We start from the raw sequence: 16271 nt of genomic DNA on the forward strand, positions 1-16271 counted from the left end.
GCCGGGTTAATCCGGGGCAGGGATGCCCCGGCGCGGCGACAAGCCGCGTGAGCCCAGGCCGGGCGTGTACCGGGCCTGGGCGGCGGCCCGAAATACCAGGAGGGTATTTACGGGCCTGATTAATAAACCCGACGCCGATTACAGCAGACTTTCGACTCTAATACAGTCTGACCCTGTCGGCGGTGCTCGTGTTCGGTTTAATCCGCTGGTTGCAGGAGCGGCAGGCAAAGATCGTAGATCAGGGTAAGGCGTTTCTCGACGTCTCATGGCAGTAGAGATCATTTCAAAATTCGCGTCTTATCTTGCCCGCCAAGCCGGCTACCCGAGCTATGCCACACCAGGTGCGGCAATTCACACAGCAATCCGGTTCATGTATCGCCCAACCGCAAGGTTTCCGGCCCGCTTCCCATGGCATTTGTATTGCTTGAGCTCTTTGCCACCACGAGAAAGTGGCCTCGCTCAAGTCCGAAATAACAAAAACCAGCCGTAACCCCGTCCACCGTCAATGGACCATTCTTCCGCCTGCGTCAGCGATTTGTTCCTGGATCACCGGGAAACGCTCGTTCACACTCTGTTCCGTATGGTGGGCTGCCGGCAGACTGCCGAGGATCTGGCACAGGAAGCTTATGTGCGCGTGATGGGCGCGGCGGAGAGCCAACACGTCACCTACCTGAAAGCCTTTCTTTACCAAACCGCGCGCAATCTGGCTCTCGATCATTTGCGCAAGGCGAAGGTCCGCAGCCGGACGGATTGTCCGGAAGCCGATCCGGAGATCGTTGCCGAAATTCCGGCTTCGGCTCCGACACCGGAGCAGCATGCCGCAACGCAGCAGGATGTCGAAAGGCTGTTCGAAGCCTTGGCTGGCCTATGCGAGCGTCGGCGGCAAATTCTGATACTGCACAAGCTCCATCACTGGCCTTACGAACGCATAGCCAGCCATATCGGCCTGTCCCGCAGCGCCGTGGAAAAAAATGTCCACGCGGCGCTGGCTCATCTCGTATCCGTTTTGGGAGACGATATCTTCTGACGCCAGTGTGTTCCGGCACGCCCCGAACGTCTTATCCTATAACGCCTCCATTTCACGCGGACCCTATCCTCTTCATGACTTCCAACGGCGACGACGATCCCAAGGCGCCCGGCACGCCGCTAGCCGAGGCGCTGGCATGGTTCGCGCGGCTGCGGGACAGCGAAACCGGCGCGGCCGAGCGGGAAGCCTTCCTGGCCTGGCATGCAGCCAAGCCCGAAAATACCGAGGCCTACGCCCGCGTGGAGAAGCTGTGGAATTCCCCGGCTTTATCCGAGGCGCTGGCAAGATTTCCCGCCGCGGTCCCGCCGGTCGTCGCCCGAAGCCGGCGGCGAACGGCCCGCCGTTGGGCCTCGGCCGCCTCCGTCCTGCTGCTGGCCGGCTGGATTGCGGCTGCATCCGGGCTCATCGACCGCTGGCGCGCCGATTACACTACGGTAGCCGGCGAACAGCGCCGCATCGCGCTGGCGGACGGTTCCACCGTCGTCCTGAATACCGATTCCGCCCTGGCGCTCGATTTCAACAACGATCGGCGCGGCGTTCGCCTTCTGGCCGGCGAGGCCTATTTCGAGGTCCGGCCCGACAGCGCACGGCCTTTCATCGTCAGCACCGGCAACGCGACCGTGCGGGTGGTGGGCACCCGGTTCGCGGTTCTGGCCGGGGAGACAACCTCGGTCGCCGTCGACAGCGGCATCGTCGCCTGCGGCAACGAGAAAGGCGCAAGCGTTAAGGTAACGGCGGGGCAGCGCGTATCGATCTCAAAGGAAACGGTCACGCCGCCGGAGACCATCGACCCAGGACGCGCCTTCGCCTGGCTCAACAAGCGGCTGATTTTTAAGGATCAATCCTTGGCGTACGTATTGAATGAAATCGACCGCTATCATCCCGGCGTCATCGTCATCGCCAGCGGGAGGCTTGCGGAGACCCGCGTCACCGGCAACTACAAGCTCGACGACACCGCCGCCGTGGTCCGTGCCCTCGCGGACATCGCCGGCGCCCGCGTCACGACCGTCTCGCCCTATCTGACGGTAGTGCGTTAGAGCGTTAATCGGCGTGCCCCTGGGTATGCCGGAAACGCGTTTCGCTTGCCGTAGCCCGTGAAATGACCGTAGGTTGCAATCGCCCATTTCAAGGTCGCCGAAACTATAGATACCGTCTTGGAAATCAAGACGCAAGCCGCGGGTCGAGCGGCGCAATGTCGCGAAGGGATTCGCGACCTACGGCGGCTTATCCCGGCCCAAAATGTAGGTCGGCAATCCTTTGCCGACAAAGACGCTGAATGCGCGATGAAAATTCTTTCGTCGCGAGGTGTGTGCTCCCACCCCCTAAAACGTCTCGGTAACCAGAGCCTGAATCAGGCATACGACACCGGCATTGGGAGCATTCATGACAAGAACAACAAATCATCAGTCCACCGTCATCCTCTCACGGACGCTCACTCGAGTCGCCATTGGCATCACGCTGACTTTTCCGCCATTGTCCTTCTCCCCGCGAGCCTCGGCTGCCGAAGCTGCCGCCCGGAGCGAGCAGGCGATGCCGTTTTCGATTCCCGCCCAGCCGTTGGAAGACGCGCTGAACGAATTCATAGCCGTCACAGACTGGCAGGTCGGCTTCCCGGCGGAGCTCGCGAAGGGCGCGCGTTCCCCCGGCGTCGCCGGACGCTATCCGCCGTCTGAAGCCCTGAGAAAGCTCCTTGCCGGAACCGGCCTCGTCTATCGTCATACCGGGGCTAGGGCCGTCACGCTGGAACGGGCTCGGGAGCCGATCCGTCCGGCCATGGCTGACAACCAGGAAGTGCATCTGTCCCCCGTTATGGTGAAAGACGAGGCGCTGGAAGAAACAGATCGGGGCAGCTACACCGTAACCCGCAGTTTCTCCGCCACCAAGACCGACACGCCGATCATGGACACGCCGGTGTCGATACAGGTAGTACCCCGCGCGGTCATGCAGGATCAACAAACCACGCGCATAAAGGATGCATTGGAAAACGTCAGCGGTGTGCGCCCCCAAACCAGTTTGGGCCGTGGCCACGGCTTCCTTATCCGAGGCTTCAAGAACCAGCGCGTATTTCGTAACGGCCTTGTCGCGGGCGGCATTTCCGTCGGGGAAGCGCCTGAGTTTGATACGGCCAATTTGCAAAGCGTCGAGGTATTGAAAGGCCCCGCGGCCATTTTATTCGGCCGCATCGAACCGGGCGGGATGATCAACGTCGTGACCAAACGTCCCGAGAATACGCCCTATTATTCATTAGAACAGCGTTTCGGCTCTTACGATTTCTATCGGACGGAGTGGGACGCGACCGGAGCGATTACCGAGGACCGGTCCTGGAGCTACCGCTTTGCCGGCGCTTATCAGAACAACGAATCGTTCCGCGATTTCAATTTCAACGACCGGATCCTGGTGCAGCCTTCCGTGACTTGGCGACCGACTGATGCCACGGAAATGACCCTGGAAGTCGAAGCTTTGTATCAGGAATACCAGGCCGATCGGGGATTGTTCGCCATCGGCGACCGCCCGGCACCTATTCCCATCAGCCGCTCCTTTATCGATCCCGACGACCCGATCGATACCTTGTCGAGGGTCAATCTCGGCTTTACTTTAAGCCATGCCTTTAACGAAACCTGGACTTTACGTAACCGCTTCTTGGCTTCGTTTAACGAAGACAGCAATTTGTCCGTGAAACCGGCGAATGCCTTTACCGTTCAACAGTTCCTGGATCCCGGCACCGGCAACCGTACCTATCTCCGCAATATCTTTTCTCAAGCCGCTGAATCCGAAACCTATACCACCAACCTCGATCTGACCGGGAATTTGGAGCTTTGGGGAACTAAACACCAAACCTTGGTCGGTTTCGACTTCCTGCGATCGACGGGCACCTATCTGACCCGAGGGGATTTCATGAACCCCGTACCGGGCCTGGAAATCGACATTTACAATCCGGTCTACGGCATCGACCGTTCGTTTTATGCGAATGCTCTGGCAACGCCTTTTCCGGCGGGAAGCAATCATTCCTATTTCAGGGATGAGTGGTACGGCGTGTATTTCCAGGATCACATCACGCTCTGGGACACGCTCCACGTCCTGGGAGGCGGGCGCTATGACTGGGCAGAGACCGGTCGCGGGCTCGGCGACTCGTTCAGCGCCGCCGAAGCCAATCTGCCGTCGCGTAAGGACGAAGCCTTCAGCCCCCGGGTCGGCATTCTTTATCAGCCCTGGTACTGGCTGAGCGTTTACGGCAACTGGACCACTTCATTCGGCGCAAACAACGGCATTACCGCCAGCGGCGCCACGGTCGATCCGGAAATCGGCGAACAATTCGAGGCCGGTGTCAAAACCGAGCTTTTCGACCAGCGCTTGACGGCTACGCTGGCCTATTATCATCTGACCAAGGAAAACATCCTGACGCGGGACTTCAGCAGCCCGAACCCGAATGCCGTCGCCCCGATCGGCGAAGCGCGCAGCCAGGGCATCGAGCTGGATGTGTCCGGACAGATCACCGACGAACTCAGCCTCATCGGCAGCTATGCCTTTACCGACGCGCGTATCACGAACGACAACGAAGGTCGTCAGGGCAACCGGATGAACAACGTGCCCGAGCACGCGGGCAGTCTCTGGCTCAAGTACGATATCCGCCGCTACGAGCCGCTGAACGGCCTGAGTTTCGGCGCCGGCGTGTTCATCGCCGGTCAGCGCGAAGGCGACGATGCCAATACCTTTGTCTTGCCGGGTTACGTCCGCCTGGACGCCTTTGCCGCGTATCGCTACCGACTCGGCGATGCCAACCTGATCGCGCAATTCAATATCCGCAACCTTCTGGACAAGACCTATTACGAATCGACCGATCCTTTCCAGAACGCGCCGCCACGTGTCGGCATCTATCCGGGCGCCCCGCTGACCGCGATGGGTTCGATTCGGCTGGAATTTTGATCGAATGAGGGAGGAATGATGAATCGATGGATGAGCGTCGTACGGCAATCCCCGAATGGCGTCGACGCATGGCGGGCCGCGCGCTTGTCGCGGCTCAAGGCGCGCCGAAAATTGTGGCTCGAAGTCCACGGCTGGCTGGGGCTGATACTCGGATTCTGTCTCGCGATCTTCGGCATTACCGGCAGCGTTCTCGTCTTCTACGAGGAAACCGACGACTGGCTGAATCCCGGCGTCATTGCGTTGGCGAATCTGGTAGAGGGACAAGAACATTTCCGCCCGGTGGACGACATCGTCGAAGCGGCTCGCTCGGTGATGCCGGACCGAGCGCAAATCGGCTCGATCATTTACCCCCGGCATGACCGGCGGGCGTATCAATTCTTCTACCGCGTTGTCACCGACAACGAATCCACGCCCGAACTCCGGCATGTCTTCGTCAACCCCTACACGGCCGAGGTGACCGGAACACGGGCCGTGATCGAACGGGGCCGGTGGCTTCCGGACGGCTTCGTGCCTTTCATGTTCCAGTTGCATTTTGCCCTGCTGGCGGGTAATACCGGCGCGGTCGTCGTCGGAATCATGGGCGTGATTTCGATCATTTCGGTGCTCACCGGCTTGATCGTATGGTGGCCGCTGACCGGCAAATGGCGGCGGGCATTGACCATCAAGCGGGCTGCCAGTCCCGAGCGCCTCAATCACGATGTTCACCAAACCTTCGGCTTTTACACCGCCTTGATCATGCTGGCGGTGCTCCTGTCCGGCGTGTACATGAACCTGCCCGATCATTTCAAGGTGCCGGTCAAACTGCTTTCGCCGAACAGCCGGTCTTTTACGGACAATCCGCAATCATCCCCGGCGGCGGGACGCTCTCCCATCGGTTTGGATCGCGCCCTGGCCAGCGTCCGCCGGAGCTATCCCGAGGGAAGGGTCAATTGGCTGCGCCTTCCAGAAGGCGAAACGGGTGTCTACACCATCAGCATAAGGGACGTACCCGGTCTCAGCCGTTTTTGGTCGGAGCGGCGGGTGACGGTGGATCAATATTCCGGTGAGATATTGACGGTCCACGATCCCGACACCCGAACCGCCGCCGGCGACACGTTTCTGGACTGGATGTGGCCGCTCCATTCAGGCAAAGCCTTCGGCTGGCCCGGCCGCATCCTGATCTTTCTCACCGGCCTCGCCTGCCCGGTGCTGTACGTCACCGGCGTGATCCGCTGGCTGCAGAAGCGGCGGGCAAAGCGGTCCAAAAAGCCGCCCCGGCCCGCGGGTTGGGGGGAGGCGAGGAATCGAATTACCGGCCGAAGTAATTGACGACGATTTTTCCTCCCGACATCACCCAATCCGGGGATTCCAGGCGTTTGAAGTTTTCCAGCGCATTACCCTTGACCGCGATGAGGTCGGCGGGAGCACCGACGCTCAGGGTGCCGAGCGGAGCGAGACCCAAGACTTCTCCCGCTTTGGACGTGGCGGTACGGAACACCTCCAGGGGCGTCATCCCGGTCAGGTGCGCCATCAGATGAAGCTCCTGGGCATCGATGCCCCAGGGAATTTCCGTATGGGCGATTTCGGCGCCGTAGTAAAGCTGGGCGCCCAGGCTCGCCAATTTGGCGGCATTCGCGTGTATCCCGCGGCAATGAGACAGCGTATCGATAGTCGTGATGATCCTGACGCCTTGTTGAACGGCCTCGTCGAGCAATTCGTCGGGTATGGGCTCGCAGGGGACATGGGCCCACTCGTCGACGCCGGCCGCCAGTGCTCGCGCTACGCCCTTGGGTTCCGCCACGTGGGCCGATACCTGTTTGCCCAGCTTATGCGCCTCCTCCACTACGGCGCGGACGATTTCCTGGGACGGCATCGGCCAGGGCGGCGGCGGCGACGCCGGATGTCCCGTGCTCCAGGACGCGCCCTCTTCGCCGCCGGGTTCCAGTGCGATCTTGATGACGGCCGCACTGCCGGCAACCAGGTGTTGCACGAGTTGCCGAGCCTGCTCGACGGATTCGACCGGCGCCGCCACCTCGCCGTGCCCATGGCCATGACCGGGCTGGCCGAACACCGGGATGGGATAGCCGCCGGGCACGGTGATGATGGGACCGGCCGTCAACAGGCGTAGCCTCCCGTCGCCGCCGGAGGGCGCCAGCAAGGGCCCGCCCACGTCGCGGACGGTGGTGACACCGTGGCGCAGCACCGTTTCGCGCGGCACGTTCTGGAAGGCCAAATGGCCGTGCAACTCGATGAAACCGGGAAGCAGGGTGGCATCGCCAAGATCGACGATGCGCGCGCCGTTATTGCGCACCTGCCGTGACGGCCCAGCGCCCGCCACCTTGCCGTCGACGATCAGAACCGCGTAATCGGTATTCATATTGACGCCGTCGAATACCCGTGCAGCTTGCAGGATCAGCGGCTTGGAACCGTTGCCCGCAGCCCGCGTCTGCTGCGGGAACGTCCCGATGATGCCGATAAGCAGAAGCACGGTCAGAATCGGATTTTGCCGTAATCCGAACCGGATGATGGGTTTGGAATCCACGTAATGTCCTCGTGTCTTGCGGTTTTTGCGGATCTGTCGGGACCGAAAGTGATCGACCGGAATCCGGGCGAATGCCTCCCCTATGGCCGGAAATGTTACGGGCAAGATATGTACCACTGCGGAAAGTTCCGGGAATCGCGCATCGGCCAGGCGCTCCGCCAAGGCAATAGACGCATGGTCCGGCCGTTTTATCCGAGGCGGTCGGGGGGATTGCCCCCGCGACACACGATCTTTCCGCCGATTCCCACTGCGGCAAATGACACATACGGACTGCGCCGGATAGCGGCACGCTCCCGATCCGGAACCACGGGATTTTCGTATGGCACTGTTGCATAAAGACTTTCCCACAGGGCTTGCGCTGCCGTGTACGGATGGCATCGAGCTTGCTTTTTCAGTCCAGGTATTAACCTGGACCGAGACCAACCGTTTCCTCCGATCCATCCGACGCCATTCATGTCCTCCCTCACCCACGACCAGATTTTCCGGCTTTTTCGCGATTACCGCGATCCGATCGTGGCCTTTCTGGTGCGCCGCGTGCAGTGTCCGGAAACCGCGCAGGATCTGAGCCAGGAGACTTATCTCCGCCTGGTGCGCAAGGACGCGCTGGCGCATGGGGACAACCTGCCGGCCTACCTGTTCCGCACGGCGGAGCGCCTTGCCATCGATTATTTGCGGCAAAACCGGCAAACCTTCGTCAGCGCCGATTCCCTGGCCGACGATCTCACCTGCCCCAAGCTTTCTCCCGACGAACTGGCATCGCTCCGTCAGCAGTGCGAAATCCTGCTGGACGCCATCGCATCGTTGCCCGGAAAGTGCCGGCACGTGTTTCTGCTGCGGAAGATCGACGACTTGAGCTACGGCGAAATCGCGGCGCGTCTCGGGATTTCCGAAAAGACTGTACAGCGCCAGTTGGTCAAGGCGATGCTGCATTGTCACCGGCGCATGCAGGATCCGCAGTTCGGGTTAAACGGGAATTTCCGCTGATGCCCCCGTTCGACGGACCTCACGATCGCATTCTGAAACAGGCCATGGAGTGGTTCGTAAGCCTGCAATCGGAAAATTGCAGCGACGAGGATCGTACCCGGTTCTCCGCCTGGCTGGCGCAAAGCGAAAAGCACCGGGCGGCCTACGCGGAGGCCGAGCAGGTGTGGACCAGCATGGACAGTTTGCGGAAGATTCCCGTGCCCGGCCTCGACGAAGCCCGCCGGGCGCGCCCCCGGCCCTCCGCCCTGCCGACCCTCCTCCTGTCCATCTTGCTGACGGCTGTGCTGACCGCGGGATGGTGGTATGAATTCCGGGTCGAAACCACCCGCTACGCCACGGCCATGGGCGAAAGGCGCAGCGTGACGCTGGCCGACGGTTCCCGCATCGATCTCAACACTTCCACCCGGATCGCCGTGCACTGGTCGAGATGGAGCCGGAAAGTCGAGCTGGAATCCGGCGAAGCCTTGTTCAGCGTGACCCACGATGCGCACCATCCTTTCGTGGTGGAGTCCGGAGATCTGTCGATCCGCGATGTCGGCACCCGGTTCGACGTTCGCAAATGGCCGGAACAGGTCACGATAGCCGTGCTGGAAGGCGAGGTCGAACTGGAAGATGCGCGCCATGCCAAGACACAGCGGTTGAAGGCGGGTGAACGGAACTGCTACCGCGAGAGCACCGGGCTCGGATACCGGCAACGGGCGGACGCGGAGCAGATCGAAGCCTGGACGCACGGCCGCCTGGTATTCAGGCACGCCCCGCTGGCCGAAGTTGCCGCCGAACTGGAACGCTATCACCCGGTGCGCTTCGTTATCGCCGACCCCGCCCTCGGCCGGGAGACCCTGAGCGGCGCTTTCGATGCCGACGATCTGGCCCCCTTCCTCAATGCCGTCGAGAAAATTTTGCCGGTCCGGGCGGAGCGCTCGAGCGGCGACACGATTGTGCTGGAGCGGTCCACGCGGAGATGAGTTCTTCCCCCTTCGACAAAAAAATGTCCGGTTTGCCCGCTCTCCTTCGTTAAGGAGTTTTGAAGACGATCAGCCGTCGCAAGACCCATAACCACAACAAAGGAGACGACCATGGTCCATAGCGACCGCCCCGTTCGCAAGCCGGGGCATCGGGGGAAAGCACTTCCGAAACCGTCCGCTCTGGCGCTGATTTTCGCCTTGGCCGGACGCGACGCCCTTGCGGGCGCCGACCGCTTCGATTTCGATTTGCCCGCACAGCCGCTGTCCGCCGCCCTGGACAGCGTGGCCGACACATCCGGCATCAAGCTCATGTACGCCGACGCCGCGGTGCAAGGACTCAAGACCCAGGCGGTGCGCGGGCGCATGACGGCCGACGAGGCCTTGAAGCGGGTGCTGGCCCGGAACGGCCTGCGTCACGAATGGGTGGACAAGACGCTGGTGGCGGTGAAGGAGGATCCGCAGGCGCCGAAGGACGCCAGCGTCGCCCTGGACCTGGTATCCGTTACCGATTCGGCGGAGGACGAAAACCCCGGCTATGCCGCGATCCGCACCTCCACCGCGACTAAAACCGACACACCGATCATGGAGACTCCCGTGTCGATCCAGACGGTGACTAGACAGGTGATGGAGGATCAACAGGTGGTGCGCGTGGAAGATGCCATCAAAAACGTCAGCGGCGTGCAGAAGAATTTCGGTTTTGGCGATCTGCGCGAAAACTTCACGATCCGTGGCTTCACCGCCGATGCCCAGATTTACCGCAATGGCGTCCGCTTGGGGCGAACCACGTTCGAAACGGCGCATTTGCAGCAGATCGAGGTTCTGAAGGGGCCATCCTCCGTTCTCTACGGCCGTATTCAGCCGGGCGGGATGGTGAACCTGGTGACCAAGCAGCCGCTCGATCAACCGTACTATGCGCTGCAGCAGCAGTTCGGCTCCTATGATTTCTATCGAACGACCATAGACGCGACCGGGCCTTTGACCGATGGTTTGAACTATCGCGTCAATCTGGCCTATCTCAATTCGGATTCATTTCGCGACCTCGTGGATCAGGAACGGGTATTTTTCGCTCCTTCGATCAGCTGGAAACTCGGTGAACGAACCACTTTCAATCTGGCCCTGGAATACACCCACGAAAATTCGGTCATCGACAGCGGCATCGTCGCCCTCGGTGATCGCCCGGCCAAGGTCAAGCGCAGTCAGTTCATGGGCGACCGAGGCGATTTCACGCAACACGACGGAATATTGCTGGATTTCAACTGGTCCCATGCCTTCAACGACGACTGGGCACTCAAACACACTTTTATCTACGATGACCGGGATTACCGGGAAAGTTATCGACCGGTCGTCGATTTCGGCAACGACGAATATCATCGCGGCTTGTGGCAGGTCGAAAATCCCCGGCGCACCTATGCCACGAGCCTGGATTTGAACGGAAAGTTCGAAACCTTCGGCGTCAAGCACAATCTCCTGCTCGGCGGCGATTATTATCGGCGCCAGGAACTCGGCGAAGGTTGCGCCGGCCCCGGACAGTCCGGCAACTGCTTGCCCTGGCCTCCCGGCATGGACGGCTTCGACCCGTTCAACCCGCGGGGAAATCCCGCGTTCAATTTCGACACCCATCGCTTTCCGTCGCGCCGGAGCTTCAACTACGACACGGCATCCCTGGAAGAGTGGTACGGGCTGTACTTCCAGGATCAGATCACCCTGTTCGACCAACTGCATATCCTGGGCGGCGGACGCTACGACTGGATTCATCAGAAGAACACCAACCGCTGGAACCACTTGCTCTTCACCCAGAACCAGTTCGATGCCTTGGAAACCCAGTTTTTCAGCCCGCGTGTCGGCATCCTCTACCGTCCTTTCGAATGGTTATCGCTATACGGAAACTTCGTGGAGTCCATCGGCAGCAACCTGGGCCGTTCCTTCAGCGGCGAGATCCTGACGCCGGAAACCGGCACGCAGTACGAGATCGGAACCAAGACCGAATTCTGGGACGGCCGTCTCATCGCCAGCCTGGCGTATTACCACCTCACCAAGGAGAACATCCAGGCGGTCGATGTGGCGAATTCGGCTAACAGTACCTTCTATAAGACACAGGGACAGGCGCGCAGCCAGGGTATCGAGCTGGATGTGGCCGGCAGGATTACCGAGGATCTAAGCGTTATCGGAACCTATGCGTTCACCGATGCCCGAATCAAGCGGGACAACCAATTCCCCGACAACGAAGGCAATCGGCTTCCCAACGTTCCGGAGAACTCGGGCAGCCTCTGGGTCAAATACGACCTGCCGTTCGAATTCGTCAAAGGGCTGAGCCTGGGCACTGGTGCCTATGTCGCCGGTCAGCGGGAGGGAGATAACGAAAACAGCTTTCAGCTACCCGGTTACGTGCGCTGGGACGCCATGGCGGCTTATCGCTTCAATGTCGGGCCGACGCGGCTAACGGCGCAAGTGAATGTCACCAATATTCTGGACAAGACTTACTTCAAAGCGACCAACATGCTGGATGGCGCACCACGCGCAGGAATCACCGTCGGCGAGCCGTTGACCGTCCTGGGGTCGTTACGTCTGGAGTATTGAACGAACACCGCCACCGGAATATCCCGTCTCGTTCATCGTTCCGGGAAACCGGACGAGACGGGAGACAGGAACCGAACATGAATCGAACCGTCACCCCCTCCACCCATCGAAGGGTTCGCGAAAGCGGGAGAAGCCGCCGGCTGAGACGTCTCCAGGCCCGGCGCAGGCTTTGGCTGAAAGTCCACCTTTGGCTGGGGCTGGGGCTCGGTTTGTTCCTGGCGGTGATCGGAGTCACCGGCTCGGTGCTGGTGTTCTGGCATGAAATCGACGAGTCCCTGAACCCTGACCTGTACCGCGCATCGATCCCGCCCGGACCAGAGCGCAAGCCCTTGGATGAGATTCTCGCCGCAGCCGAGCGAGCCGCGGCGCCGGGCTGGGAGTCGGGCTGGCTCGACGCGCCGGCCGGTACGGGCATGAATTACGTGTTCAGCTTCTACTATCCCGAACAAACACCGACACCGCCGCCGGAGGAAGCGGTCGCGCTCAACATCGCCGTGAATCCCTACACGGCTGAAGCGGTAGGCCGGCGCGTCTTCTATCACGCCCGGAATCCGCTCCGGCATTGCCTCATCGGCTTTGTCTTCAAGCTCCACTATGCTCTGCTGCTGAAGGACTTCGGCGTCATTCTGGTGGGTGCGATGGCCGTGCTTTTCCTGATTTCCGTTCTCACCGGCCTTATTCTTTGGTGGCCCCTGGACAGCAAATGGCGGCGGGTGCTCACGATCAAGCGCCGCGCCAGTGCCGTGCGCGTCAACCATGACCTGCATCAAACCTCGGGGTTTTATACCTTGATCGTACTCCTGGCGCTGCTGATATCGGGGTTTTACTTCAATCTTCCGGAGCAGTTCCGCTGGCTGGTGGAACGCTTTTCGCCCCTGACGCCGGAGCCCACCGCATCGGGCAATCCGGGCACGAATATGCCTTCAATCAATTTGGAAGCCGCCCTGGCGCGGTCGGAATATCCGGGCGGCGTGCCGCAGTTCTATTCGTTTTCCCCAAGCGACGAGGGGCTCTTCACCGCTTGCTACCGAGACATCCCCGAATTGCGCCCCCACGTGCTCGATTCCCGCTGTCTGGTGCTCGACCGGCGCAGCGGCGAGCTCCTGCAGGTGCGAGATCCCGCCCATGGCAGCGGCGGCGACGTGTTCGTGCAATGGCAATGGCCGCTGCATTCCGGAAAAGTCTTCGGCTTACCCGGCCGCATCCTGGTGTTCCTCTCCGGCCTCGCCTGTCCGGTGCTGTACGTCACCGGGATCATCCGCTGGCTACAGAAGCGGCGGGCCAGGCAGTTCAAGAAACCGGCACAGAACCGTGGATTCGGGTGAGGAACGATCTCAACCTGCCGTCGAATTCAGAGAGCCGACCGGATTAGCGGGTGAAGTAATCGACAATGCTTTCCATTCGGACATCACAACTCCCGGAGCTCTGGAAGTTTGCAGTTTTCGAATGCGCGCAATGAGGTCGGCGGTGTGTCGTTGCGCGTGATGCAAGACGGGACGATCTCCCTTACCCTAAACAAGGACCATCGGCATCATCTCATTCTCGACCAGTACCACGCGGCACCGATAGCAATGGTAAGCAGGGTTACCGGCACCCCCACCATCGCATGACGTCGCCAGGTGATCACGATGTTCCGGCGTGCCGCTGCGTCCACGACGATGATGTTCGCGATGCTTCCGATGATCAGCAAATTGCCGGCGAAGGTGCTCGACAAGGCGAGGAGCAGCCCCGCGTCCGGATGGGTGGCCATGGGCAGGAGCAACATCACGGCAGGTACATTGGACACGACGTTGCTGAGCAGGAAGGATGCGCCATAAAGCGGCCCGAGATCGTGCAAGTCGAGTCCGGCGTTCGCCAAGGCCGACACGGCCTGCTTGGGCAGCGCCGTCATCTCCAGGGCATGGTTGACTATGAATAGCCCGATGAACATCAGGATGATCTGCCAATCCACGAGACCGAGCATATGTCTCGAATGAAGTTTCCGCGACAGCAACAGTACGCCGGCGCCGCCTAAAGCCAATATTTCGCGCGGCCAACCGGAAAACAGAAACGCCGCGAACAGCGCGGCTGCAACGCTTAGCCCTTTTATCGTCTGCCAAGGATCGAAACGCGCATGCCGTTCGAGACGCGGGTCTTGGTCGACTCCGATCCGGCTCGGCTCGAACTCCCAACGTCCGCGCCAGCACAGTGCGATCAGCAGCCAGGTTATCGCAAGCCCCAGGCCCACCGGAACCGCGGCGTCTCGAAGATAATCGACGAACGACATTTTCAGGGTCTCGCCGATCAGCATGTTTTGCGGATTTCCGATGAGCGTGGCGGCCGAGCCGATGTTGGACGAGCAGGATAAGGCGAGCAGAAAAGGCACCGGATCGAGGCGACGATTCAGGCAGACGTCGATCAATACCGGGGCCGTCGCGAGACAGACGACGTCATTGCTGAACACGCTGGAAAGCCCCGCCGCCGCAGCGATCAGGGCCGCCAAGAACACAGCTGGACTCACCCGGAGCGTGCCGAGTTTTTCCGTCACCAGCGTATAAAATCCGCCCAGCCGCAACTGAGCCGAAATGACCATGAACGAGAAAAGAAGAATCAGGGTGGGAACATGAAGCGCCCTGCCCGCTTCCTCGAGCGTGAGCGACTCGGTGGCAATCAGAGCGATCGCGCCGAGCACCGCAATGCCTGTCCGATCGAGCTGGAGAAAAGGCAAGCCGCCCAAAATCATGCCGATATAAACGAGGGAGAAAACGATAACGATCATAGCGATCACGATTGAAGGTCCGATTCCGCAAAATGGCGCGAAGTATAACCTGGCGGCACCTTCCGGAGCTCGATACCTGCCCGTGTCGCGGCAAATCCGGCTGCCTGCGGCCGGACCGCGGTATTCATCGAAAAACGACAGGCGTAACGGTGTTTATCTCGATATTCGGTAGAAACACAACCGGCTCGGCTTAATCTCAAGGAATCGTCTTTTTGTCACACCGGCCGATCACTCGTAATGTATTGCTTACATAATTTCCGGAATTCAAAAATAGCCCGTATGATACTTAGTTAGTCGAGTAACATGACTGTCCGCTCATGAGATATCGGTCCCGGCAGGAGTCATAGATGCGTGTTCCATACTCCGTTGAAGCATCGGCCATATCTTGCTCGCTCCTGAATCATCAAAACCGTTTTTCGAGTGGTTTTTACTGTACATAATATTCCTCTGTCCGTTATGATTGCCTCATCTTCATTGATCATGCTGAGATTCACCTGATACACTCGGGATCCATCGTTAACCGGAATATCATCGGCTAACGAGAGTGACTTTAAAATGGACTTTAAAGCCATGGCAGGATTGCTATATGTCAAACCCAGAATCAGTTATCAAACCGATCGAGCGGGATTCTCTTACATTAACCGAGTCTGCTTTTCGATTATCTTGGCTTTTGCCAAGATCGTTATACAAAAACAAACTCTCGATACTGATGTATCATGGCGTAGTGCGGCGGCCGTTATCGGTGCCGGATTACTGCTTTATTACCGAGGCTCAGTTTCGAGAGCAGATGGAATACCTCGCCAAGTATTGCCGAGTCGCCGCTTTGCCGGACGCGATTCAGCGGCTGCGATCCGGATCCATCGACCGTCCGACCGTGGTCATTACGTTCGACGACGGTTATCAAAATGTCTTTGACGTCGCTTTTCCGATCCTGCGGGAATTTCATTTTCCGGCAACGGTATTCGTAAACACCGGCTTTGTCGGAACTTCGAAGACGATTTGGTTTTGCCGCTTGATTCAGGCGATCGCAAATACGTTTATGCCGACTCTTGAATGGCAAGGCCTTAAATTTAACCTATCCACAGTAAACGCCAAGGCCATTGCATCGAGAAAACTACAGTGTTACCTCAAGAAACTGGAACACTGCGATCTTCTGGAACAGCTCGAGCGAATTATCGAGAAGCTCGAGGTTGATAGCAGTCTTCTCGATTCCTCATCGGATTTTCGGATCATGGATCGGGACGCGATAACTGCCATGACTAACTCCGGGCTAATCCATTTTGGGGCTCACACGGCTTCTCATTCGATTCTAACGAGAGTTCCGCTTAAGGCAGCACGTGATGAAATCGACGAAAGTATTGGTTCGATATCCGACTGGACGGGCCAAGCTTGCCGGTTATTCGCATACCCGAACGGTGGGTCCACCGATTACGATTACAAAATAATTCATATTCTTAAAGACTTCGGAATCCTCGCAGCAGCAACGACCATTCAGGGACCGAATACGGCACATAC

General features: G+C 59.5%; 11 protein-coding genes. 9 read left to right on the top strand and 2 right to left on the bottom strand.

All coding sequences use genetic code 11. The annotated features are described in order from the left end of the window. Positions 1–505 precede the first annotated feature (505 nt). From ABJK70_RS09265 to ABJK70_RS09280, 4 genes are all read left to right on the top strand, one after another. Positions 506–1027, top strand: a complete 522-nt coding sequence (locus ABJK70_RS09265) for a sigma-70 family RNA polymerase sigma factor (protein ID WP_347257838.1) — start codon at positions 506–508, stop codon at positions 1025–1027. A 74-nt stretch (positions 1028–1101) separates the two neighbouring features. Next, the gene (locus ABJK70_RS09270; protein WP_347257839.1) at positions 1102–2064 is read left to right on the top strand and encodes a FecR family protein; all 963 of its coding nucleotides are present in this window, start codon (positions 1102–1104) and stop codon (positions 2062–2064) included. Between the two features lie 346 nt (positions 2065–2410). Then, complete coding sequence (locus tag ABJK70_RS09275; RefSeq protein WP_347257840.1) at positions 2411–4951, top strand: TonB-dependent receptor; 2541 nt, start codon at positions 2411–2413, stop codon at positions 4949–4951. 15 nt (positions 4952–4966) lie between these two features. Next, positions 4967–6259 (top strand): PepSY-associated TM helix domain-containing protein, encoded by a 1293-nt coding sequence (locus ABJK70_RS09280; protein ID WP_086133897.1) that lies wholly within the window; start codon positions 4967–4969, stop codon positions 6257–6259. Here the strand turns inward: ABJK70_RS09280 and ABJK70_RS09285 are convergent. After that, positions 6240–7472, bottom strand: coding sequence for an amidohydrolase family protein (locus tag ABJK70_RS09285; RefSeq protein ID WP_347257841.1), 1233 nt, complete (start codon positions 7470–7472; stop codon positions 6240–6242). The two genes, ABJK70_RS09280 and ABJK70_RS09285, sit on opposite strands and share 20 nt — an antisense overlap. Before the next feature lie 453 nt (positions 7473–7925). On the opposite strand from ABJK70_RS09285, the gene ABJK70_RS09290 reads away from it, so the two are divergent. The 4 genes from ABJK70_RS09290 to ABJK70_RS09305 all read left to right on the top strand — a co-directional run bounded on the left by ABJK70_RS09290 (position 7926) and on the right by ABJK70_RS09305 (position 13323). Then, the gene (locus ABJK70_RS09290) at positions 7926–8456 is read left to right on the top strand and encodes a sigma-70 family RNA polymerase sigma factor (RefSeq protein ID WP_077732116.1); all 531 of its coding nucleotides are present in this window, start codon (positions 7926–7928) and stop codon (positions 8454–8456) included. Next, entirely contained in the window at positions 8456–9421 is a 966-nt protein-coding gene (locus ABJK70_RS09295) for a FecR family protein (protein ID WP_156881308.1), read from the top strand. The genes ABJK70_RS09290 and ABJK70_RS09295 overlap by 1 nt, the downstream gene beginning before the upstream one ends. 111 nt (positions 9422–9532) lie before the next feature. Beyond that, positions 9533–11998, top strand: coding sequence for a TonB-dependent receptor (locus ABJK70_RS09300; RefSeq protein ID WP_347257842.1), 2466 nt, complete (start codon positions 9533–9535; stop codon positions 11996–11998). A gap of 77 nt (positions 11999–12075) precedes the next feature. Beyond that, a complete protein-coding gene (locus ABJK70_RS09305; protein ID WP_347257843.1) occupies positions 12076–13323 on the top strand; it encodes a PepSY-associated TM helix domain-containing protein in 1248 nt (415 codons plus the stop codon). 206 nt (positions 13324–13529) lie between these two features. Here ABJK70_RS09305 and ABJK70_RS09310 read toward each other — a convergent pair whose 3' ends face one another. Next, positions 13530–14756 (bottom strand): anion transporter, encoded by a 1227-nt coding sequence (locus ABJK70_RS09310; protein WP_347257844.1) that lies wholly within the window; start codon positions 14754–14756, stop codon positions 13530–13532. A 586-nt stretch (positions 14757–15342) separates the two neighbouring features. Here ABJK70_RS09310 and ABJK70_RS09315 point away from each other — a divergent pair. After that, on the top strand, positions 15343–16271 hold a 929-nt coding region (locus ABJK70_RS09315; protein ID WP_347257845.1), incomplete at its 3' end, for a polysaccharide deacetylase family protein.

Source organism: Methylocaldum sp. (assembly GCF_039794385.1).
GTDB lineage: Bacteria > Pseudomonadota > Gammaproteobacteria > Methylococcales > Methylococcaceae > Methylocaldum.